This is a genomic window from Novipirellula sp. (assembly GCF_041583735.1).
GTDB lineage: Bacteria > Planctomycetota > Planctomycetia > Pirellulales > Pirellulaceae > Novipirellula.
The window spans coordinates 1-23,044 of record NZ_JBFHFD010000055.1 but is presented as its reverse complement, the minus strand read 5'-3'; the positions used below and the strand labels follow the sequence as shown (position 1 = coordinate 23,044).

Sequence of the window (23,044 nt, the reverse complement as noted above, 5' to 3'; positions counted from 1 at the left end):
TGACGAAGCGCGGATTAGCAAGCTGACCGGGGCGTCAACGGTTTGGACCAAACCGCCAGCCGAACCGGTGATTTGTAGATTTTCCGTTAAAACGTGGACGATGTCGGTGTCGTCAAGCCGAGCGCCGACGGTCAACGGTTGCAACTGGCCGCCGGTTCGCGTCGCGACGCGAACAAACAAACCGTTGATGGTGTTGTCGTCAAGTTGGTTGCCACGAATGTGAGGCCCGACTCGCGAGTAGTCCGGTGTAAACACGGGACCGTTTGCCGAGGAGGTAATGAATCGCGACTCGGCAAACGTATCGGGGGTCGCCGCCATCGCCGCGTCGGCCGACACGCTGATGCTGCTGTTGATGATCGTCGGCCGTGTCACTGCCATGTCGATTGGGCTGATGACCGTTTGGCGACCATTCAGCGACACTTGTCCGCCACCGTAACGCAGATCGGCATACTGGATGTGGTTGAGGAAGATGCCTTCGTCTTCGAGGAATGTGCGTGACTCGTCAGCGGAGTCGATGTCGCCACGGAAATCGATCCCGCCCCAATCACCCTTGGACGCGCTGTCGGGCACGTCTGGGTCCAAGTCGTCGTTGAAGCTGGTAAAGACCACGCTGCCAGGGATCGCAACCCCATTGGCGTCGGTGATAATCCGGCCATTCGAACCGATTAATGTTGGCGTACCCAAAATCTGTAGCGAAGATTCGCTTTGATCGACAAGCGGTGCAGTGCTGCCTACCGAGACTTGGCTGCGTCGCATCTTGAAGACGGCACCCGCGTCGATAACGAGGTTGACGCCTTTGGGAACGACAATTGAATCGCCATCAGCAAGTGCGATCCCGCGATTGTCTTTTCCGATTTGGTAGGCAAAGTTGTCCTCCAACGTGCTGACGTCACCATCGACACCGCCATTGCCGACAACACGAATCGTGTCGCCGGGCAAGGCCGCCGCCAAGGCATCTTTCAAGTTCAGATACGGATTCGGAGTCGCCCGGCTCAGGTCGGGATTGGTCGCCGCTTTGTCAACGAATAACGTTGTGTTCGGGTCGTTAGGCACGAACCAGAAATTGAATAGTCCGCCTGGGTTGCCATCCAGGTCGCCGTCGAGCGAATTGCCAGAATTATCTTTGATGCCGTCCGCTTCTTTGGCACGGAACGATAGCGATAATTCGTACGTGCCTTCGCTCCTGCCGCCAAATCCGCTGCCAGGGGTCGCTGGATCATAGGTCGTATTGCCCGATGCGCTGACACCGATCGCGTAGGTGCCTTTTTCTAAGTCCAATTCGATCAGCGAATCGTCGCTGAAGTAATCATCGTTCGCAGCGACCTCGGTAAACTTGCCGGTGATGCTGTCGCGTTTGTATAAACGCAGCGCCGTGTTCAGCAAGCTTGCACTTGGCAATCGTTCGGCAATCGTTTCGATGCTGACTTTGCCTGGCTGATTCAACGTGAATTGATACACGTCAATGTCGTTGCTCTCGGGACGGTACAAGAATTGTCCGTTGACAATGTCGGCAACGCTCGGGAAGGCAGGTTCGTTGTCGGTGCCCGGGTTGAGTACGGATTCGGTGCTTTGCGTTACCGGTTGAGGCAAGTGATCGGCATAGCCATAGCCAAGCAATTGTCCAACGGCAAGGAATGCACCTCGAAAGAATTCGCCGCCAAGCTGGTCGTCGGTCGATTGATCAAAATCTTGAAAGTCCAATACCACAAGATCGTCAATGCCATCGACGTTGCGGTCTCGGGTTGCCACCACGACCGCTTCGGGGCCGGTCGTTTGCACCGAGCCATCGGGATTGCGGATCGCAGTTGCACTGTTGACGCGAGGGTCTGCCCCGTACAGTTCGCCCACCGCGATCGAGAAGGAGGACGCTTCGGTCAAACCACCGGTGGTTTCCACGAATTGAACGCCGAGATATTCGCTGAACAGCGACAGCACTTCGCGAACGCGTGCCTTCTGTTGTTCGGTGATCAGGTTGAAATATTCACGCGTTTCATCGATACCGGCTTTTGTCGGATCGTCCCCCAACCAACTGTTGACGAAGTTGTATTGGAACACCGCGATGCCGTCTTCGGAATCCGCTCCGCGGCGAAACACGTCTAGCGGAATCGTGCGGTCAAGTCGCGATGGATCGTCCGGACGCAAATTGCGAGTCCCCGGAACGTCTTCGCCCGGTAGGTTCAAGCCGTAGCTGCTGGTGTTGCGAATCTCGCTGGTCAAACGTGCCGATTGAATGCCCGCGTTTGGATTGCTGCTGATCGTCCACGTGTTGTTCAGGTTCAACGCGTTGGTGAAATTGTCCGCAGGATCCGAGTTGATGGGAACCGAGGTAGGGGTGATCTTAATGGGTTCGCTTGAACCGATTCGCAAACGCGCCGCACCCTCAATGAAGGTGCTGCCATTACCAAGCGGGTCGACGACCCGTGACAGTGCGTTCGGGAATTCCAAACGGACGACCTTGGTCAACGAATTGTAGACCGCCGATGTCGGAGCCATTTCGAAATCGTCGCTGCTGGTCAACGTGTCTCGCGTGTAGATCAGACGGTAAAGGTCTTCACGTTCCAGTGTCGCGACGTTGACATCGCCACCGTCCACGTGAACTTCGATCACGTTCGGCGCCGAGGTGAGCGTTCCATTGGCAGACCGAGTGACTGGTTGTGGAACCACGGCCAGGACTTTGGGGCCAACGTTGACGGTGAACTGACCGCTAACGCTGATGCCATCATTAAAGTATTCGCCATCTTCGTTGCGCAATCCAAGTGCGCCGGCGGCATTGATGTCGATCCGGTAGGTGTCGTCGGGAAGCGTTTCGGCAAAACGGAAAACCACTTCGCGCGGTGAATCCCCAAGACCAACGTAACCCGGTTGGATCACCGAATCGCTGGCACCGCTAAGCACGAGCGGTGAAAAGGTCGGAGTGCGATTGCCCATCAACGTCGAGCCGTTGCCAAATTCGAGCGACCCGGTCACCAAACGTGACGCTTCTTCGTTGCTGTTGATCGCGAGCAAAAATTGATCGATCGTCGTCTCAAAACCAGGCGTCGAGTTGACTTGTAGCTCGACCGAATTTCCGCTGACCAATACCAGCGGCAAGGCGGAACCGCCAAAGTTTCGCTGTTTGACAATCACTTGGGTGCCGGTTCCCGCAGCACCCGTTTCTGTCGCAGTCAAGCGAACGCGGGCTGCCCCGTTGGTGCCCAAATCGCTCAGCGCTTGCGCGGCGTTGGCCCCGGTCAGCGTCAAGCTGCGGCTGGTGTCAACGCTCAGACCCACTTTTGCTAGCGAGGCGCCGCTGACCTGTTGAACGCTGATGAATTGGTTCACCGAAGCGGTGTTGTTCACCGCGTTGACCAAGTCCGCAACGGTAGCGGGGCGACCGGGGGCGCTGTTCAAATTCAGCGTGATCACCGGCTGGATGCCCGATGCGTTGACCGAGGTGATGACGGGCAAGCCATTAGCGCCCCGATCGCTCGTCGCAAACACGATTTGAGTGCCGTTTCCAGCAGCACCCGTGGTTTGCGAGCGGAATTCGACCAAGACCGAGCCGTTGGTCCCCAAGTCGGTGGTAGCGTTGGCGGCTTCAAAGAAACCATCGCTGCCGGCGCGAGTGATCGTGATTCCCTGCAGACTTTCGGGGGAAATCACCGCGTCGTCATTGAACCGGAACACCAATTCGCGAGGCGAAACGTTCAATTCTGGCACGCTCGTTGGCAGCGTATTGGTGATCTGGGTCTCGAAGTCCCGAAACAGATCCCCTTCGTTACTTTGCACACCGATCAACTCAGGGCCCGCAAGCAATTGACGCGTTTCCAGCGTCTCGGAGAGCAAACGACGCTCCTTGCGACGACGCTTCATGCGCAATCGATCCGACAAGTTGCGAACTTTTTTCTCGATACCGTCTCGAACACTCGATTTACGGTTGGTCATCAAACAGCCTCTTATTCAGTGCCAATGGCAATGGCAAAAATGTGTTTTGGGAATCTGCGAAAAGCTTTCCAACTTTTGGCACAGGGTGCGTCACGGTTCGGTTCGGAGCCACGACTTGGGGCTGTAAGCCGATCGTTCTCGCCCGGGTCAGAGCGAGGTTCGACTTACAAAAAAGTTTAAATGCGTGCTGTGGGTAAATTGGGTGAACTGGGGTGTCTGTACGCAGAGCCTGTTCTGAATTCTAGTTGTGGTTTAGCGTCAAGCAACGAAAATCGTCTGCTGTACGGGGTTTAGATCAGGTTTGAGGTCTTTTAACCGTACCTCGGATTCTCTCGATCGGCGGCGTTGTTGGACGATTCGTTAGAACCGAAAGTTCCGCTATTGCCTTGTGAATCCTTGCGTTGCTAACGTCCGACATAATTCGCACCGTAATTCCAAAAATCGACCGTAATTGGAGGGGTTATCGGGGCATGGCCGCCGAACATCGCTTCGCTCCCCCGTCAGGATGACTTATCTCATGACTGGACAAACGTATCCTGTCGCCTCTGCAGCCCGCACTTTTCGCCGTTGCAGTTCGCTCGCATCGTGGGTCACGATCTCACTGTTCGCCTGTTCAGGTTGCCAGTGGGCCGCCAGTGGTAAAAACGCTCAGGGAGCCCGGCTTTACGAGCAGGGCCAGTACACAGCGGCACTGCAGCAGTTCCAGCAGGTCATCGAAACCGACCCAAATAATGCCGACGGTTACTACAATTTGGCGGCGACCACCCATCGGCTGGGGAACCAGCGTGGGGAAAGCGAATTGATCCAGCAGGCGGAAGCGTTATACAACCAATGTCTCGATTACGACCCGAATCACGTTGATTGCCACCGCGGTCTCGGCGTGCTGTTGGTCGACACCGGACGTGCGGATCGTGCGTTTGCCCTGCTAAAGAACTGGGCAGCCCAGAATCCGACCTTTGCCGAACCGCGGATCGAACTGGCTCGACTGTATGAAGAGTATGGCGAACCCCAGACGGCCCTAAAATATCTCGAAGATTCCGTTCAATTGGATGCCAACAACGCTCGCGCATGGCTCGCGCTAGGACGTCTGCGTGAAAAATCGGGCGATCTGCAGCAGGCTTTGCAGAATTACCAACGCAGTTTGGCACTGAACAATATGCAACCGGCCGCCGCCGAGCGAATCGCCTCGCTCAGCCAACATCTGAACGCGGCCCCCATTCCGGTCACCCGAGGCGGCGCGACCCAAATCGCCTCGCCGGTGGGGTATGACAGCGGTTTTATCCGTCGCTAAATCGGCGGGCTGCTGGGTGTAATCTTCTTAAAACCGCACGCACTCTTCCGCGTCGGCCATCCGCTTTTTCGCTAATGGCTGTCACCCAGTCGCACCCAGTCGCGGTGCAGCTTGGGCTGGCTCGTTTGGCGGCGTTGACTGGCTCAAAGGGGGCGGTTGGCGATTGGATTTAGCAAAGCACGTCCCGCTTGCTTTGTCCACTCTCGTCGAAACCAGGAAAAAGGCATACGATTGGCGATTCGTTTCAATCGGATCCCCTTCCTCTTTCCCCTGTAAAACGCATCATGAAGTCGATGGAAAAAATCGTGTCGTTGTGCAAGCGACGTGGCTACTTGTTTCAATCCAGCGAGATTTATGGTGGTATCCAAGGGTTTTGGGATTATGGTCCGCTGGGCGTCGAGCTAAAGCGAAACCTCAAAGACGCTTGGTGGCACGACATGATCAGCGGCCACAACGAATTGGTAAAGCCCGAGTCGGCACCGAGGGCCTTCGAAATGGTGGGGCTCGATAGCACGATCATCATGCACCCCCAAGTTTGGAAGTGTAGCGGTCACTACGATCTGTTTCATGATCACATGGTCGATTGCCGCGAGTCGAAAAAACGGTATCGGTTTGATCAGATTCGTGGCCGCTGGGTCGAGTATCAAGACAAGAAGGTGTTTGTCACGACGATGGCCGAAGCCGAGCAGGAGCTCGACGAAGTCCGTCGCCGCGGCATGAAGTTTTTCAAACTTCGCAACAAAGACGCGGACAAGATCACCGTGGGCAATGAATCGCTTACGCTCGACAAGCTGGATTCGACCGTGAGCGTTCTGGCGCCCGATGCGAAGAGCTTGGACACGTTAACCGAGCCTCGTGAATTCAATTTGATGTTCAAAACGACGCTCGGCGCGTTGGGGGGGGAAGACGATACCACGTTTTTGCGTCCCGAGACCGCGCAAGGAATTTTCGTCAATTTCAAAAACGTGCTCGACAGCAGCCGTGTCGGACTGCCGTTTGGGATTGGCCAGGTCGGCAAAAGTTTTCGAAACGAGATTACTCCGCGGAACTTTACCTTCCGTTCGCGTGAATTCGAGCAGATGGAGATCGAATTTTTCTGTCACCCGGACCAGTCTCAGGAGTGGTACCGCTATTGGCGTGACCGTCGTTTAGCGTGGTACAAGGAGCTGGGGCTATCGGATGAATCGCTGATCATGCGCGAGCATCATCAAGAAGAGTTGGCGCATTACAGCGTTGGCACGGCCGATATCGAATACGCGTTCCCGTTCCTGCCCGAAGGCGAATACGGCGAATTGGAAGGAATCGCTCACCGTGGCGACTTTGATTTGCGTAGCCACATGGAAGGCAAACTCGATCCGTCGACGCGTCCGATGCAAGTCGAGTTGGGCGAGGATGGCAAACCTAAGTATCGTGGCAGCGGTCGCGATCTCACCTACCGTGACGAAGCGACAAACGAGAAATTCGTGCCGCATGTGGTCGAGCCCTCTGCCGGCGCGGACCGCGGCGCATTGGCGTTCCTCTGTGAAGCCTACACCGAAGACGAGGCGCCGGACGAAAATGGCAAGATGCAAACACGGACGGTAATGAAGCTGCATCCTCGCTTGGCTCCGATCAAAGCGGCTGTATTTCCGCTTGTGAAAAAAGATGGCATGCCCGAAGTGGCTCACGAAATTTACGGTGAGCTGAAGCGGCACATGAACGTGTTCTACGATGAAAAAGGAGCGGTCGGACGACGCTATCGTCGGCAAGACGAAGCGGGCACGCCCTACTGTATCACGGTCGATACCGATACTTTGACCGATCGAACGGTCACGATTCGTGATCGTGACACGTTGGAGCAAACTCGTGTCAAGATCGACGACGTGGTGGCGGATCTGCGAACGCGGATCAATGGCTAGCGAATCGATCGAACTAGCAGAGTCATTGAGCGAGGGAAGTGATTGAGCCACGTGCCACGTGGCAGTTTCTAGATGACTTCGCTGCCTGTCGATCCCATCCGTCCGTCGATCCCATCCGTCCGTGAGATTCCGATTGGGACGCTCACGGATCGGGATTTCAGGCGGCAATCGACTTGATGGCAATCTCTTGCTTCTGATGCAACGTCCGATAGGCTTCGGAGGTACGGATCAGTTCGTCGTGGGTGCCCGTCGCGGTGATCTTGCCTTGTTCCATGACGATGATGCGATCTGCCAACGTCAGCGTCGATAGACGGTGAGTGATCATCAGTGCCGTTCGGCCTTGCAGGAACGACTCCAACGCTTCGTGGATCAGTCGCTCGCTTTCGGGGTCGATTTGGCTGGTGGCTTCATCCAGGACGATCAGGGGTGAGTCGCGAAGGATCGCGCGTGCCAACGTCAATCGTTGACGTTGTCCGCCCGAGAGTTGGTTGCCATGTTCGCCGATCTTGGTGTCAAAACCGTTGGGCAACGCTTCGATGAACGACAGCGCATGCGATTGTTCAGCGGCTTGGCGAATGCGTTCAGGATCGACCGCACCACAGCCATAAGCAATGTTTTTCGCAACGGTGTCATCAAACAACGCAGCTTGTTGGCTGACCACGGTCACATACCGGCGAAGGTCGCGAACGGAGTACTCTTTTAGCGAAATGCCATTCAGTAGCACTTCGCCCTCGCGGGGATCGTAGAAACGCGGCAGCAGGTCCATCATCGTGCTCTTGCCCGACCCGTTGGCTCCGACAATCGCGATGTGTTCGCCTGCGTGGATATCGACATTGATACCATCGAGCACGGTTTGGTCACTGCGGTAACCAAAGCTGATGTTTTGGAAACTCAGATCGACCGGACCGCTGGGCAGCACGTGAGGGTGTTTAGGTTCTTCGATTTTCCGCGGGCAATCGAGGTGTGCGTACAAACGATCCGCAGCAAGTGCACCGAGTCGGATATTCATATGCACGCCGCCGAGTTTTCGCAGCGGGTCGGTGGCCCCTAGCAGCAGACCGTAGAACAGCACCAAGGTGCTGAACGTCATTTGGCTGCCTGACATTCGGATGCCAAAAATATGGGTTTGCTCTCCGAGTACAAGGTAGCCGCCGGCGAGCAGTGACAGACAAACGACTCCGGTGCCGAGAACTTCATTGTTGCCACGCAGCAGCGCGTCATACCAAGTGATGCGGACTTGTTGTTGGTACAGTTTGGCGGCCGTTTCACGCACGGCGCGACGTTCGGGAGCCTCGGTGTTATGCGATTTGATGGCTTTGACATAGGTCAGCGATTGGACCAATTGGTTCATCAGCCCCGCCGACCCTTCCATCGCTCGCAGTGTAGTTTGTTTGATCGATTGATTGATTCGCATCAGTACGAGCATGGCTGCCGGGCAGACCAATAATGACACGATCAGCAGTCGCCAATTGACCAGGGCAGCACCCGCGACGCAGGTCGCCAATTTGAGTGGTTCGCGTAACAAGCGGCCGATCAATGTTTGTACCGTGCTGCCGATGTGGGTTGTTTCGTAATTCACCCGGCTTGCCAACGCGCCAGTTCCATGACGGTTCAGTTCGGCCAAGTCGCTCGAAAGCAACGCGCGAAATAATTCGTTTTGCAGTCGGAACACCACTCCTTGAGAGACTCGCGTCACCAAGACCATGTTCATGCCTAATAACACGCAGCGTACGACCGTCATCGAAATGACAAACGCCACGACGGCAGCTAAGGTTCCAAATGGAGTCGTTGGGGCGTAGGCGTCGATCCATGGCTGCGCTGCTGCGTGCAGTCGTAGACGTTGCTGAATCGATTCGCGACGAGCGGCCGCTTCCAAGTTCGATGCGTCTGCTGAGGCGACTGCTGCCACGGTTGAGGGGGCGTTGTCGCCCGCGACGTTGTCTTGCGGTGTTAGCTCTGGATTGGCGGCCAAAGGTTCGCCCAATTCGGCCAGTTCGGATTTCAGCTGCGCCGTTTGCTGGGTTGACCACGAGGATACCGTTTGGCCATCAAAGATCACCTCGACGAACGGATAGACGGCTGCGAGATTGCTGCCCCACGTCAACGCGATCAAGAGCGAGCAGATCGTGGCCATCACGACGGACCAACGGTACTGGGCGACCAGACGCACCGCTCGGAATAGATTTTTCATGCCAATTCAGTTGAGAGTCGGGTCAGGGAGAGTCGAGGCAGTGGAGGATCGCAGAAAGCGAGTTCGGTAAACATCGTCTTCGGTAAACATCGTCGCGATGCACTAAGCCGCTTTGGCTTGCAGCGAGGTGTTGCGGGATGACACGGGGGCGGGGACCGTCTCTGTTCGCGATTTCGGCAATCGTTCGACAATCTTGAGGGCGGGCAGTTCGGGATCTTTGGCCTTCAAAATCGCGGCGAGCATCGGCTCGCTCGGATGGGCTTTGGCTCGCACCGAGAATCTGCCGAAAAAGACCCGTCGCTCGGGGGGCGCGGGGGGCGAGACTGCTTCACCCGTGATGCAAGCCGTCAAAAACGAATCTTTCTCTTGCAGGTAACCATGCAGCAATACCTTGTCGGGATCGCGGAGGTCTTTGTCGAGTCGGTCAAGGGTGGAAAAAGCGATCGCAGGGGTGCTGCTGTAACCACCATGTTCGCGGAGCAGGTCACCGAGACGGACGTCAAAGATGCCATCCTGGTACTCGTGGCTGACTTGATGAACTAAGTCGCGACGATAGCATGCACCGCCATTGATATGTCGGGAGATCCATTTCTTCTTCTTGATCGGACGAGCTCGAAATGGTCTGTAAAATCGGAATTTTGATTGGCAATTGTGGTACACATCAGGGACCTCACAGCCCATCACAAGCACATCGCCGCTGCAGCGCCACTGCTCGTCCAATCGATCGAGCCAATCGTGGGAGACTGGGCACATGTCCGATTCCATCCAGAGTGCAAAGCCTTCGGTGCCATGACGATCGCTAGCAACTTCACGCATGCTGTCCCAAAACATGGCGGTTGCACCAAACGGATAACCGAATACCTGAGTCGGACAGTGTAAATGCCGGGCCGCTGCGATTCGCGATGCTGATTGCATCAACCGATCACTCGGCTCTGTTCTTGGACTGGCTGATAGCAAAAACTCAAACTCACACTTCGGCGCTTCCATCGAAAGCATATGATCTAAAATCCGCTCGTAGCGATCAATTTCTGCTTCCGAGAAGTAGGGCAGGATAATAGTGTGCATCGATTTTTGTTTTGCAAGGGAAGGGATGGAACGAGGTCATCGCCCCCCAACGAATGCATTAATCGGAGGTGATGGCGGTATCATCTGCTAGGGGATATATCGGCTGAGAGATTTAGCGGCAATAACAATTATCTAATTCGAATCCAATCTAATGATTTGAATTCGGAATTACGAATCAAGAATTGGCCCTCTGCTGCCGCGTCTCCTGCCAGGCAGGAAGGATTGCGACAAAGCAAGTTCACCCGGAAATTTATTTTCCGGCCGACTGCCAAGCACGAATGGCTTCAATCGGAAATGCTAGCATGATGATGTTCAGTGCCAGGCTGTCGCGGATCCAAACGAGCGATGCGATTTCAAGCAATGCGACCACCAGCACGGCGAGCCCAATGCCAAATCGATGGCGGGACGCGATTGCAATCAACGTCCCGGTCACACACATCAGATAATCCGAAACCGAATTCAAAATGCTATCGCCGAAATAATCCAACGAGATGGTGGTCTCGCGGTAACGCTGGATCATCCAGGGCGTGTTCTCGGTGATCTCCCAAACCGCTTCGATGGCGGCAATCGCAATGAGAATCGAAGATTGGCTGATCTTTTTGCCTGCTAGCAAATGAAAGATCACCCACAGTGCGAATCCATGTTCGAGATGGGAAAGCGAATAAGGATCCATCAAGTGCTGGGAATTATGGCTCGTCCAAATATCCCACGACCAGGGAGACAGGTCACCAATTTGGCACCACCAAACACGACCTAGCATCGCCAAGATGGAGGTCATTAGGGCCGCGATTCCAGCGAGTCGGAAAGACGTTTTGGCGATCGGGGATTGCGATGAAAACAAGTTCACGGATTTCGGAGCTTAGGGAGCGATAATACGGTTGGCCAACCAGCCGCGTTTGAGTCCTCGATCGGCAGCGATACTCGGTAGCCCCAGGTTTTCGCAGACACCGCTGGCAGCTTGAATGCCGCTGATCACGGCGCCTTCCATCGTCGCGGGCCACCCGGTGCGTGTCCAGTCGCCCGCTAGAGATAGCCAGGGCAATTCGGCCGGGGCAGGGCAGGGGGGCGGACGAAGTCGCTCAACCGCAGGGCGGATCGAAAAAACCGAATTTGGATCGGTCACGACGCGGTGCCGCAGTAGCGTTGCGGTCTTGGTCGCGGGAAATACGGCGGTGAGTTCGGACAACACTTGCGTGACCATCTCCTCTTTTGGCGATCCGCTCATCGGGTGCGATCCGCTAATCACGACTTGGTAATAGTGCTCCGATTTTGCTTCGGTAGCGGAACGCGTCAAGAGTTTCGACCGGCCTGGAAAACGAACGTCTTGACGACTTCTGCTACGGGGAAACGCTTCGCCTATCGTTCCGGCGGTGCGAAACGGCTGGCGAAACAACCACTGCGTCAATGAATCGACCAAGACCGCATGCGGCTGCGTGGTGATCGCTTGATCAAACCACAAGTGAATTCCGCTGATCGGCGACGCCGGAATACTCGCAAACGATTCAAGATCAGCAATGGCAGCGGTGACCGCCGCGTCGCCGAGCAGTCGGGCAATCGCATGCCACGGTACCGCGCTGATCACGTGGTCGGCCTCGATCCGCTGTCCATCGCGTGTGAGCACGCATCGCAGTTGTCCTTGTCGGGTTTCGATCGTTTGCACCGCAGTTCCGCATCGCGTTTCGACGCCTCGTTTTGCCAGCGCGTCGACAAGGTCGCGTCCGACGAGCGTCCTGAGCGGACGGTCAGGAACGAGCACGTCCGAGCCGCCGCGGGCTGCTGTGAAACCATCCACAAAGACTTTGCGAGCTGCTGCCATCGACGTGTATTGGCTGTGTTCTCCCAACGCACTGGTCAAAATAACATCCCAGAACGAGCGAATGCTGCGGTCACTTTGCCCCTGGGATCGAAGCCAGTCCAGTGCGACCACGTCCTCGAGTTGCCGCGAGGGTGTGCGAATCAGTTTCCACAGTCCTCGGCGAATCTCGCGTTTTTGCTGACGATCCAAATAGGTTAGTTTTCCTATCGCCGTTGCCAGATGTAGCGGCGCGGGAAGCCATCGCGAGGGGCTGAATTCGCTGGGTGAAAAGTTGGGATGAAAGAACGTTAGCTTCCTGTATCGCATCATTGCGGCGGAGAGACCGTTACGCGCGAGAAGTCCTAGTAGATTGGTACAGCAGCCCATTGCGACATGTTGGCAATAGTCAACTGTTTCGGCGGTGACGGGGTCGGTAAACGATCCCGCTCGGCCCCCCGCGGTTCGTTTGGCTTCGAGCACCGTGATGCGGAATCGCTCGGGATGAGTGCGGGCGATGCATTCGGCCGCCGCCAATCCGGCGAGTCCGCCTCCCACGATCACGACATGTCGACGTTCCAGATTCAACGTGATGGCCGCGTGGTTTCTTTGGGTTCAGCATGGCCCGGTGATTGCCCAACTTCGACGGGCGGGACAGGCAGTCGCCGAAAACTAGGGGGCCAGAAGTGTTGTGAGACGATCCCAATACGATCGCTCTGAGACAACGTGATGCGACGGATCGCGATTCGAGTTGGATCTTCTTCGATTCGCGTCAAGAGTCGTCGATAGGTTCGCCACATCATGCTGAACATCGGTCGTCCATCGGGGTGAACGCTGTCCCAGACTCGCCATCCCGAATCGAACAGCCGTTTCGCTCGTTCGATCTCGTCTTGGATTAAACATCGCAGCCGATCATCGCGGCGGAGCGTCAAGATGTCGTCTTCGCACAAACCGTGCTGCTCGTAATGTTGACGCGGCAGATAGATCCGTCCGCGTTTGGCATCTTCGACCACATCACGGAGCACGTTGGTCAACTGAAACGCCAATCCACAGTCGACCGCGGCTTCATACGGCAAAGGTTCCTCGAATTCCCAGATATGTAAACAGGCCAATCCGACCGCCGAGGCGACAAGGTAGCAGTAATGTTCAAGTTGTTCGTAGGTGTCGAAACGGGTTTTCTGTTGATCGGCCAACACGCCGTCAATGATCTCCAACAGATACCGCGAGGGGATCTGGTATTGGGTCGAGGCGTGACGCAGTGCCGGCAGAATTTCTCGAGCTTGTTGATGCAATCGAGCGGCCCATTTGGGCTCTTCGCCAATTGGCCCCTCGGGCAATGCGATGGTCGAAGGCTGGTTCTCGTTGATCAAATTGATCGCGATGGTTTGTCGCCACCATTCGAGCCATCGCCCGCGTATCGCTGTGGGTTCATCGCAATCCCCAATGTCATCGGTGATTCGCGCGAAGGCATACAGCGAGCACATTGCTTGGCGTTTGCTTCGCGGCAGCAGCCAGAACGATCGATAAAAGTTGCTGCCGCTACGTCGCGAAATGCGACGAGCGAAGCGGTAGCTAGCGGCAACGGAAATTTCCTCGTTCATGCCATGATGATACTCGGGTGCCAAGGGGGTGGGGGATGCCCGGTCGCCGAAACTTCGCTCGAATCGCCGAAGTTTCTTGCTGATAACCTCGCCCGAGATTGGGGGGATGAGGCAAAGCGAACAGCGAGCATGTCGCCATGGGCGAATCCGAACAAAACTCGTTTTGCTACCGGCTGATCAGCGATCGCAGTATCAACCCCACTTGAGTTCGCTTGCTGACTCGCGGTCGCGTCCGGATCACGTCGAAATCGATCGCACGGATCGCCTCGAGCGTCGCCCTGCCGCCGCCGACAAAGAGTTGCAGGTTCCGGCCCAACCATTTTGGAACGTGGTCGCAAAGGGGCACGCCGCGATCGAAATAGGTATGGGCTCGATCGCATTCGGCTTGGATGAGAGTCTTTAGTTCGGGGAGAGTCGACCGCTGCTGGATCATTTCGGCAAATCGCTGCTCATTGACCCCCATCGCCCGAAGTTCGGATTGAGGTAGGTAAATTCGTCCAATCGCGTAATCGCGAGCCACATCTTGCCAGAAATTTGCGAGCTGCAGCCCTGTGCAAATCTGGTCGGACCGTTCCAGGTCCGCCACGTCGGCGTCGACGGCTGCCAATTTCAGCACGATGCGGCCAACCGGATTGGCGCTACGGCGACAATAATCGAGCAGTTCGCGGGTGGTTTGATAGCGGGTTTTCCGCTGGTCTTGGAGAAACGCGTCCAGTAAATCGTCAAACGGCTGTTTGTCGAGCCGGAATTGCTCGATCGTTTTCGCCAAGGCCATGAAAATGCCTGCCGGAGGATGTCCGGCAAACGTGGCGTCCAGTGACATTTGGCATTGCGCCAGTGCTTGTACCGCTGCTGCTGGCGTTTTCGATTCGTCAGCCAAATCGTCGGCCGTTCGGCAAAATGCGTAGACGTTATAGAAAGGTTGCTTTAGCCGACGAGGCAGCAGCACGCTGGCGACCAGAAAGTTTTCGTAGTGCGAAAGCGCGATCCGCCGACATTCTCGCTCGGCTTGTTTGACAGAGTCGCCTTTCATAACGCTATCGGGCCATTGCAAAATTCGATGGATATTTGTCGTTGGGGCAAGCGATTTTGTAACCCTTTTTCCCCATCTCGGCTCTGCCAGATTGTAGAGGGGTTTCCAGATGTCGCCATGATGGGACAATTATTGGAAAGGGGGCGGCGAGGGCGCTAGCGTGCTTGCTTCCCTCACCCTGAACCCTTTTCGATATTTCTGACGTTATTGGCATTCCATGAAAATCATTTTGGCAGCACCGCGTGGCTTTTGTGCTGGCGTGAATATGGCGATCGATTCTCTCGATTTGACGCTGCAGAAATTTGGCCCTCCCGTCTACGTCTATCACGAAATTGTTCACAACCAATACGTGGTCAATACGTTTCGCGACAAGGGAGCCGTTTTCGTCAATACGATCGACGAGGTACCCGAGGGCAGCGTGTTGCTGTTTTCGGCACACGGGGTGTCGCCTCAAGTGCGTGAAGCGGCTCGGGCTCGCAACTTGAACGCATTGGACGCAACCTGCCCGTTGGTCACCAAGGTGCATCTCGAGGCGATCAAGTATGCCAAGGCGGGGTACACGATCATCTTGATTGGGCATGACGGTCACGATGAAGTGATCGGGACGATGGGCGAGGCCCCCGAAGCGATCTTGTTGGTCGAAGACGAAGAGGACGTCGATAAGCTAGAGGTCAAAGACGAGTCCAAGCTCGCTTATCTGACCCAGACCACTTTAAGTGTCGACGACGCCAATCGAGTGATTCGCCGGTTGCGCGAGCGGTTTCCTCAGATTGAAAGCCCACCGAAAGACGACATTTGTTACGCGACCCAGAATCGTCAGGAAGCGGTTCGAATCCTATCGGATGATGTCGATGTGGTTGTCGTCTTAGGCAGCCAGAACAGCAGCAATAGCCAGCGACTGCGTGAGTTGGCGGCTGACGATGGCAAACCGGCTTATTTGGTCGATGGGCCTGCGGATCTATCGATCGAGAACTTCAGCAACGCGTCGACCGTGTTGATTACTGCCGGAGCCAGTGCACCCGAATCGGTCGTGCAAGCGACCATCGATTGGTTGGTCGAGCATTTTGACGCGTCGGTCGAGGTGAAGCAGATTCGCGAAGAATCGGTCCAGTTCCCGCTGCCGAAACCGCTGCGTGCCTTTGCCGCCGAAGTGCGTGCCAAATAGTACGCTCGACAACTACTGGGTTTGAATATCGAATGATGTTCTCACCCCTTCATTCTTTACTCTGCGAAAAAGGAGTATGCAGCCATGTCGACCAAAGAACAACGACGTCAGAAGAAACTCGCCAAGAAACGTTCCAAGGAAATCGCGAAGCGAAAAGAGATCGCCCGAGAAAAAAATTCGCTTCAATCATTGGCAGGGCAGATCAAGGCGGCTGCGGGCGGGCCTGTGGATCGTTGTTTGATTAGCGACATGCTGATCGATCCTGCCAGCAAGTTTGGGTCGGTGTTTATTAGCCGGAAAATGCGTGATGGACGCGTTGCGATCGTGAAGTTCTTGATCGATGGACTTTGCATGGGAGTCAAGGATGTCGCGGCGTTTGTTTGCTTCCCGGCAGATCAAAGTCGAATTGTCGAAGAAATGGGCGAGTCCGAGCCGATGAGAGAAGCTTCGCCGGCGAAAGCTCGCAGTCTTGTGGAGGGCGCGATTGCGTACGCCGAGCAGTTTAAAATTGAACCGCATGCTGACTACCGCAAAATCGAACCCATTTGGGGTGACATCGATAAGAGCGAATTTACCGATGAGATTGCGTTTGGTGACGAAGAGGGTAAGCCTCGCTACGTCAACGGACCGTACGATTCGGTCCTGTTCCAGCAACAGATTCGTGAGAAGTTGCAAACGCACGCTGGTGAGGGCAACTACAACATCGTCACGATGATGAGTGAGCCGGACATGGTTCCCTACGACGGTTTGGTCGAAGGCGAAGATTGGAGCGATGACCCCGAGCTAGACGCCGACATCGATGAAGATGTCGTCGATGGCAAAGTTGTCCGCAATCCCAATTCGTAAGCGAGTGCGGGATTGAGGGTTAGCCTGGTCCACTGCCTTCAGAATCAATGCGGGCGAGTGACGGGCGCTCCCGCTATTTACTGTAGCTTGTGATTTCGATTTTCTTTAGCTCCGCCTCGGTGCTTGGATCGTGACCTTGGATCATGATCGTGCCCGCCTCGAGCCGTTTTCCCTTGCGAGGGTTCTCGTCGGGCTCTCGGTCGTCCTGCCAATTACTGACTTGAACTCCGTTAACCCAGGCGGCCATCTTGGCATCGTGAGCGACGAGCAGGACGGTCGCCCATTTGCCCGCTTCGCCCGCGACCACGCGGGCGTCTTGACGACGGAAAATGCCGCCCGTTCCGCAGTCCGCCGGCGACAGCGGCAATCCGTCTTTCATCTCGTTGCTCAGTTGGCACTCGTATCCCATCATCTCGAGTCCAGGAATGCAGCGAAAGAAAATTCCCGAGTTGATTTCAGGTTTAGGCAGTTTGTATTCGGCTAACAAGACAAAGTCGTTATAGTTTTGTTTGGTTTCAATTTGCCCTTTGCCCCCTTTGACCTGCATCACTCCCGCGTCATTGACCGTATATTCGGTCTTCATCTCGGGATACTTTTTCCACTGAGAAAGGTCTTTGTCGAGCAGTGACTCGAGGCCGATCGGGCGAAGCCGAATGTTGCGAAATGCGACGCGGCCATGATTGTGTTGCAATGCAATGCGTCCCGCCGCCAACGGAGCGGGGTCGGTGTATTCACACGCCAATTTTCCATCGACGCTGATTTTTAGCTTGTCGCCAATCAGTTCGATGTGCATCGTTCGCCACTCGCCAAACGTTTGTTCCGGAGCGTCCGCGGAGACTTCTTGTCGTTTGACTATGCCCGCGGTGGGGTAGGGATTGTCGTCCGGCGCGATGTTGACTTCGTAGCAATCGGTCGCAGGATCGTCGATCTCAAGCGGCGTGCGTAGGAACACGCCGCTGTTGGTTTTCTCGTCGGCATTGAATTCCAATGTCAACTCGTAGTCTTGCCACGGTACCGACGTGCACAACAGGGACGGTTTGCCTTGATCGACCATGATGGTCTCGTCTTCGATCCGCCAATTCGCATTGCCAGCGATTTCCCAGCCAAACAGCGTGTGCCCGTCGAACAAGCGAATCCAGCCGGCAGAGACTTCGGATTCGTCCAGTCGAGCGGCAAGTAGCTGTTCCGCGTTGGCTTCATACGGCTGCGGCTCGAAACTGGAATTCGAACTTGTTTCGCGGGTTCCTTCAGCAGATTTCGGTTCCGTCGTTTCGTTTTCCGCTGATTTTTTCGAGCTACATCCCGAGACGATCACGGTCACTAGAAGTAGCAAGAAAACGGAAATGCCGAATCGCAAACTCGTAAGCAGGTTAGACATAGCCATAACGTTCAAAATAAGAAGCCCAGCGTGATCGAATCAATTCGTCCGCTTCGGGAGCCAGTTGGTGTTGGTTGGTTTTGTAATCTTTGTGTTCGGTTTCGGCCCACGTCTGGATCGTCGGCTCGACCGCATCAAAATCGCTCAGCCGCAATGTTTGGTAAATGTTTCGTAGCGTGCCCACCGGATCGGCGGTGAGGTCTTCGTAACGAATGTCGATCAGGCGGTCGGGTGAGACCGATTCGCGCTGCTGGTGAAATGCCGCGTACATCTTCTCCAGACACTCGAGCACATACGGTTCGATCGCTTCGTTATTTGGCTTTTGCAGTGCCTGGACTTCATCAAGCCCCTTCCACAACCGGCAAGTCGACGGAAACAGCGAGCGAGGGTCGCGAGAGATGTGGATAAATTTGGCTTCGGGGAATTCGCGTGCCAAGTACGCGATCCGTCCGGTGTGCGTCGGGCTCTTGATCACCAACGGTCGCCCGGTCGCAACGCTAACGTTTAGCAAAAAACGACGCAGCGATTTTAGCCAATGGTCGATTGCCGTTTCGTCGACCCCTTCAAAACTGAGGTACTCGATATCAACGGGGCCTTCGTTGGGAAACGCAATTCGCCGATAAGGCGACGGTAATCCCATCGTCAGTAACGCAAACTCGTCTTCCTGGGGGCGGTCCCATCCGGCGGCCATGTTGTCCATCGGTCGTTTGCCTGGCAGTAACCAATTGGCAAAGCGTCGGAAAAACCACTCGGTTGCCAAGAAATGGGCCGGGGCAAAGCACTGGAACGTCGAGGGACTGCTCAAACGTTCATCCCGCACCATCAACTCGTGCAGTAGCGTCGTTCCGCTCCGCCAATGGCCGATGATAAAGACCGGGGTGCCGTGCAGCTCGGCTTCACGCAACCGCCTCCGGAAAATGATTTTTTGCAACCCCCCCATGATGGTGTTGAAGGGGGTCGCAATGGTGACGCCGATGACGATTCCCACCCGGCTCGGTGAGATGCGGAATCGGCCCTCGCGAAGCAATCGGAACCACGCCAATGGCTTCATTCCGTGCCAAAATCGTGGTGTATAGAACGGATATTGATGGAATGGAGTCTCGGACAACGAAATGGCTGTGAATAAATGAGGGAAGAGACGGAACCAAATCACCTCTAACACTGTAATTGTTTGGGGTTAGGCCGTGCAGTCGTCGAGTGTCATCCCGGTGATGCTTTGTGAAATTTTCCGATCCAATCGTCAACGCAGTTCGCTCGAGATCACGGAGATCGTCTTTTGCACATGGGGGGCTCCCTCACCTTTTGGGTTGTTTCCGCTACAATCGCACCTCGTTTCCCCCAAGGGTTCCGACGAAGGTGCCCACCAATACGTCCGCACGAACGAATCGCCACGGTTCCCGCTCGTCTCGCATCAATAACGGTTTCATCAAGTTGTCTGAAATTCCTTCATCCTCCGGCCCCGAATCGCTGGGGCCCGAATCGCTGGGGCCCGAATCGCTGGGGCCCGAGTCGCTGGGGCCCGAGTCGCTGGGGCCCGAGTCGACCGACTCTGCCGCACGCGAGCTCTCGATCGTCGATCTGCAGCAGCACATCCACCAGATGTACTACGAGAAAGATGTCGCTCGCGGCGTCGAAGGCACTTTTATGTGGTTGATGGAAGAGGTCGGGGAGTTGTCGTCCGCATTGCGGGGGAACGATCGCGAAAATCTCGCCGAAGAGTTTGCCGACGTGATCGCATGGCTGGCAACGATCGCCAATGTCGCTCAGATTGACCTGAATGCGGCGTTGGTTGCCAAGTACGGGCAGGGTTGTCCCGGTTGCCACCGCTTGGTCTGTGAATGCCCCGATTCCGAAAAGCCGTGATTCCAATCAAGTTAAGTTCCGATTCTATGATTCAATCGAACGTGATCCGGCCTTGGGGGCTGTTGCTCTGCTTCGGATGCCTGTGCTCGTCCCTGGTTGCTCCGCGGTCCGGCGTCGCTCAGGACACGGCATCGCGCACCGACAATACAAGTTCCACTGCACCCGCAAACGAGGTGGTCATTGGAATCAATGGGCTTTTTCGTGTGGGATGCTGGACCGGAATTCGACTCGAAGACGAGCCGACGGCTCCTGCTCGGGTCGAAACCGAAGATGGCGACGGGGTGTCGGTGAGCTACGTTCGCGACCCCGCCCTCCAAGACGAGAGCGGTTCGGCTTGGACTTATGCGATTCCTGGCAGCGAAGCCGCACCGTTGATCGTCCAGCGTGCCGATGGAACCAAAATCGTCACCCGATTCCCTCCGATTGGGGCGCCGTCACGCGAATCGTCGCAGGTGCCTTTGGGGATGCCTTGGATTGTCAGTTTTGGCGATCCACTAGGCGTCCACCAGATCGGTGAAAACCAAATCTTGAAGCGAGATGCGTCGGTGGCCGTTTCGCAACCGACTGCCGCAGCTCAGCTTCCCGATTCGGTGATGGGTTACGACGGAGTCGATTTGATCATGGTCGGCGCAGGCGGTGCGGAGCTGCTCGCCGGGCTAAGTTCCGCACAGCAACAAGCGGTCGTCGACTGGGTGCAATCAGGAGGGCGGGTCGTGCTGATGCTTGGCGGCTCGTTGCCGGATTTGGAATCGGCGGCGCCGTGGTTACTTGATCTGCTGCCGTTGCCCCCCAGTTCGCAATGGTCGGTCGTGGAATTGGATCCCTCGGCAATCGAAACGTTTACTTCGACCCAAAACCCGTTGACTCCGTTCGTAGGTGCAAAGCTGCCAAAAGGCGTGGGGGAAGTCATCATCACGGGGCGGACGACTCGCCGAGTCAGTACGCCGATCGCAGCGGAGTACATCACCGGGTTAGGCAAGATGACGGTGATCGCCGCCGATTTGCACGCCGAACCTTTTGTCGATTGGCCGCAACGATTGGATCTGGTGCTCAGTTTGACCGGCTCGGTTTTACAGTCCGATGACACTCCCTTCACCAAGACCAACCGCTCGACCGCGTATGACGATTTGGCGGGCCAGATGCGGTCCACTTTGGACCAATTCGACAGCCAACGCCGGTTCGGGTTTTCACTGGTCTCGTTGATCTTGCTTGGCTTGATTGCGCTGATTGGGCCGCTCGATTACTTCCTGGTCAATCGTTTGTTGGGCAAACCTCTGTTGGGCTGGTTGACGTTTCCTTTAATGGCGATTGCGATTTCCGTCCTGCTGGTATTGCAGGCACGCTCGGTGCCAGACTCCGCGACTGACGGCTCATTGAACCCAACAAAGCAAGCGAAACTCGCTGCCTCTTCTGTGTCGACATTACACAGCAATCGCTTCGAAATTGTTGACATCGATTCGGCGAGCGGACGCGGCAAAATGTTTACCTGGAATACGATCTATTCGCACGATGCACGCCAACTCGATTTGGCGGTTGCGGCGAGTCCGGCATTCGAGGGAATGTCCAAACGCATCGATTCGAATCTGACGTTTCCCTTTGGTTTCCCAGGACGCTCGTTCGGGGCGATCCAGGTCAGTGGCGAAAGTGCTCGCTTGCCAGGATACGAGGTCTTGTTTCGTCCTCAATCCGATACGCTGACGAGCCAACTTGATGCGGTTCCCTTTGCACCGCGTAGCAGTAAGTCGATAGCGAGCCAGATGCGTTTTGTCGCCAACGTTGACGAGGGTTTGTCAATGCGGCGGCGGAGTGGTAGCGAATTACTCGAAGGCTCGCTGCGGAATCCGTTCTCGGTCGATGTGCTCAACGGCATGCTGATCTATCGTAACTGGCTGTACTTGCTGCCCACGCGATTTCCAGCGGGCACCGAGATTGAGTCGGTCGATTCACTACGTCAAAAGAATTTCCGCTGGCAGCTGTCTCGCCAAAAAGCACTCGAAAGCTCGACCGAGACCGAGTCGTGGGACCCTTCCTCTACCGCGGATCTGGAACGTCTCACCGAGATGATGATGTTTCATGACGTTGTCGGAGCGGAGCGTTACACCGGGTTGCGTCATGAGGTGCTCTCGTTCTTGGATCTCAGCGATGTGTTGACCAGCGAACGATGCATATTGATCGGCAAACTTGCACATCCGATTACCCAGATTCAAAATCAGGGCGAACAAGACGAACGTATTCATGTGGACGAAACTCTTTCGCTGATTCGGTTGGTGATGCCGATCAGTGCGAAGCGACGATAACCCAACAAGCGGGTGTCCTATTTGGGCAACCGTCCATCAGTGATGGCAACCATTTACATTGAAAGCGAAGACCACGCGTGATCAAGACAGTTGACTTAACCAAGAAATATGGCGACGCGTTCGCGATCAAGGGGATCGATTTGGATCTCCAATCCGGTGACTTGTTCGGGTTTATCGGTCCTAATGGTGCGGGCAAGACGACCACGATGCGGATTATCGCCACGCTGCTGGAACCGACCTGGGGCGAAGCCTATGTGTGCGGCCACAGCGTGCACACGCAGCCCAAGGAAATCCGCCGGCTGGTTGGCTATATGCCCGACTTTTTTGGCGTCTATGACGACATGACGGTGGTCGAGTATCTCGAGTTTTTCGCCGCGGCCTACCGTATCAACGGCAAACAGCGAACCGATCGCGTCAATGAAATGCTCGATGTCGTTGACCTCGAATTCAAGCGTGATGCCTACGCGAACACGCTGTCGCGGGGCCAAACTCAGCGGCTTGGTTTGGCGCGTACGCTACTGCATGACCCACAAGTCTTGTTGCTTGACGAGCCTCTTTCGGGACTCGATCCACGAGCGCGTATCGAGATGCGGAATCTGCTTCGTAAGCTTGGGGAAATGGGTAAAACCGTGATTGTCAGTAGTCACATTTTGCCCGAGCTGGCGGATGTTTGTAACAAGGTCGGGATCATCGATCGTGG

Annotated in this window: 15 protein-coding genes and 1 pseudogene; 7 read left to right on the top strand and 9 right to left on the bottom strand. The window is 55.7% G+C overall.

The annotated features are described in order from the left end of the window. Positions 1-3,924 (bottom strand): annotated as a pseudogene (locus ABX962_RS06830) (cyclic nucleotide-binding protein); the annotation flags it as partial. 517 nt (positions 3,925-4,441) lie between these two features. Here ABX962_RS06830 and ABX962_RS06825 point away from each other — a divergent pair. Both ABX962_RS06825 and ABX962_RS06820 read left to right on the top strand, forming a co-directional pair. Next, positions 4,442-5,215 carry a tetratricopeptide repeat protein gene (locus tag ABX962_RS06825; RefSeq protein WP_372717828.1) on the top strand — a complete coding sequence of 258 codons (774 nt, stop codon included), beginning with the start codon at positions 4,442-4,444 and terminating at the stop codon, positions 5,213-5,215. A 293-nt stretch (positions 5,216-5,508) separates the two neighbouring features. Further along, positions 5,509-7,113 (top strand): glycine--tRNA ligase, encoded by a 1,605-nt coding sequence (locus ABX962_RS06820; RefSeq protein WP_372717832.1) that lies wholly within the window; start codon positions 5,509-5,511, stop codon positions 7,111-7,113. Positions 7,114-7,270: 157 nt separating this feature from the next. On the opposite strand, the gene ABX962_RS06815 is transcribed toward ABX962_RS06820, so the two are convergent. From ABX962_RS06815 to hpnC, 6 genes are all read right to left on the bottom strand, one after another. Beyond that, entirely contained in the window at positions 7,271-9,304 is a 2,034-nt protein-coding gene (locus ABX962_RS06815; RefSeq protein ID WP_372717827.1) for an ABC transporter ATP-binding protein, read from the bottom strand. A gap of 102 nt (positions 9,305-9,406) precedes the next feature. After that, a complete protein-coding gene (locus tag ABX962_RS06810; RefSeq protein ID WP_372717825.1) occupies positions 9,407-10,369 on the bottom strand; it encodes a hypothetical protein in 963 nt (320 codons plus the stop codon). 250 nt (positions 10,370-10,619) lie between these two features. Then, the gene (locus tag ABX962_RS06805; protein WP_372717823.1) at positions 10,620-11,147 is read right to left on the bottom strand and encodes a DUF2585 family protein; all 528 of its coding nucleotides are present in this window, start codon (positions 11,145-11,147) and stop codon (positions 10,620-10,622) included. Between the two features lie 81 nt (positions 11,148-11,228). After that, positions 11,229-12,749 carry a hydroxysqualene dehydroxylase HpnE gene (hpnE, locus tag ABX962_RS06800; protein WP_372717821.1) on the bottom strand — a complete coding sequence of 507 codons (1,521 nt, stop codon included), beginning with the start codon at positions 12,747-12,749 and terminating at the stop codon, positions 11,229-11,231. Beyond that, positions 12,746-13,762 (bottom strand): phytoene/squalene synthase family protein, encoded by a 1,017-nt coding sequence (locus ABX962_RS06795; protein WP_372717819.1) that lies wholly within the window; start codon positions 13,760-13,762, stop codon positions 12,746-12,748. Before ABX962_RS06795 ends, hpnE begins: the two co-directional genes overlap by 4 nt. A 166-nt stretch (positions 13,763-13,928) precedes the next feature. After that, the gene (hpnC, locus tag ABX962_RS06790) at positions 13,929-14,795 is read right to left on the bottom strand and encodes a squalene synthase HpnC (RefSeq protein ID WP_372717817.1); all 867 of its coding nucleotides are present in this window, start codon (positions 14,793-14,795) and stop codon (positions 13,929-13,931) included. A gap of 217 nt (positions 14,796-15,012) precedes the next feature. Here hpnC and ispH point away from each other — a divergent pair, with 217 nt between their 5' ends. Together ispH and ABX962_RS06780 are read left to right on the top strand one after the other, a co-directional pair. Further along, on the top strand, positions 15,013-15,960 hold the full coding sequence (gene ispH / locus ABX962_RS06785) for a 4-hydroxy-3-methylbut-2-enyl diphosphate reductase (protein WP_372717815.1): 948 nt from the start codon (positions 15,013-15,015) through the stop codon (positions 15,958-15,960). 84 nt (positions 15,961-16,044) lie between these two features. Further along, positions 16,045-16,806, top strand: a complete 762-nt coding sequence (locus tag ABX962_RS06780) for a hypothetical protein (protein WP_372717813.1) — start codon at positions 16,045-16,047, stop codon at positions 16,804-16,806. Between the two features lie 73 nt (positions 16,807-16,879). Here the strand turns inward: ABX962_RS06780 and ABX962_RS06775 are convergent, their stop codons facing one another. Both ABX962_RS06775 and ABX962_RS06770 read right to left on the bottom strand, forming a co-directional pair. After that, positions 16,880-18,184, bottom strand: coding sequence for a DUF1080 domain-containing protein (locus ABX962_RS06775; RefSeq protein ID WP_372717812.1), 1,305 nt, complete (start codon positions 18,182-18,184; stop codon positions 16,880-16,882). Further along, complete coding sequence (locus ABX962_RS06770; protein WP_372717810.1) at positions 18,177-19,292, bottom strand: sulfotransferase; 1,116 nt, start codon at positions 19,290-19,292, stop codon at positions 18,177-18,179. Before ABX962_RS06770 ends, ABX962_RS06775 begins: the two co-directional genes overlap by 8 nt. Positions 19,293-19,783: 491 nt before the next feature. Between ABX962_RS06770 and ABX962_RS06765 the strand changes: the two genes are divergently transcribed. The 3 genes from ABX962_RS06765 to ABX962_RS06755 all read left to right on the top strand — a co-directional run. Beyond that, positions 19,784-20,047, top strand: a complete 264-nt coding sequence (locus ABX962_RS06765) for a MazG nucleotide pyrophosphohydrolase domain-containing protein (protein WP_372717830.1) — start codon at positions 19,784-19,786, stop codon at positions 20,045-20,047. A gap of 26 nt (positions 20,048-20,073) precedes the next feature. Next, a complete protein-coding gene (locus ABX962_RS06760; protein ID WP_372717808.1) occupies positions 20,074-22,344 on the top strand; it encodes a hypothetical protein in 2,271 nt (756 codons plus the stop codon). Between the two features lie 77 nt (positions 22,345-22,421). Further along, on the top strand, positions 22,422-23,044 hold a 623-nt coding region (locus ABX962_RS06755; RefSeq protein ID WP_372717806.1), incomplete at its 3' end, for an ABC transporter ATP-binding protein.

Bases quoted from the DNA above. Each gene is read 5' to 3' on its own strand.
- ABX962_RS06825 (WP_372717828.1), top strand. From the start codon at position 4,442: ATGACTGGACAAACGTATCCTGTCGCCTCTGCAGCCCGCACTTTTCGC.
- ABX962_RS06820 (WP_372717832.1), top strand. From the start codon at position 5,509: ATGGAAAAAATCGTGTCGTTGTGCAAGCGACGTGGCTACTTGTTTCAA.
- ABX962_RS06815 (WP_372717827.1), bottom strand. From the start codon at position 9,304: ATGAAAAATCTATTCCGAGCGGTGCGTCTGGTCGCCCAGTACCGTTGG.
- ABX962_RS06810 (WP_372717825.1), bottom strand. From the start codon at position 10,369: ATGCACACTATTATCCTGCCCTACTTCTCGGAAGCAGAAATTGATCGC.
- ABX962_RS06805 (WP_372717823.1), bottom strand. From the start codon at position 11,147: ATGACCTCCATCTTGGCGATGCTAGGTCGTGTTTGGTGGTGCCAAATT.
- ABX962_RS06795 (WP_372717819.1), bottom strand. From the start codon at position 13,762: ATGAACGAGGAAATTTCCGTTGCCGCTAGCTACCGCTTCGCTCGTCGC.
- hpnC (WP_372717817.1), bottom strand. From the start codon at position 14,795: ATGAAAGGCGACTCTGTCAAACAAGCCGAGCGAGAATGTCGGCGGATC.
- ispH (WP_372717815.1), top strand. From the start codon at position 15,013: ATGAAAATCATTTTGGCAGCACCGCGTGGCTTTTGTGCTGGCGTGAAT.
- ABX962_RS06780 (WP_372717813.1), top strand. From the start codon at position 16,045: ATGTCGACCAAAGAACAACGACGTCAGAAGAAACTCGCCAAGAAACGT.
- ABX962_RS06775 (WP_372717812.1), bottom strand. From the start codon at position 18,184: ATGTCTAACCTGCTTACGAGTTTGCGATTCGGCATTTCCGTTTTCTTG.
- ABX962_RS06765 (WP_372717830.1), top strand. From the start codon at position 19,784: ATGTACTACGAGAAAGATGTCGCTCGCGGCGTCGAAGGCACTTTTATG.
- ABX962_RS06760 (WP_372717808.1), top strand. From the start codon at position 20,074: ATGATTCAATCGAACGTGATCCGGCCTTGGGGGCTGTTGCTCTGCTTC.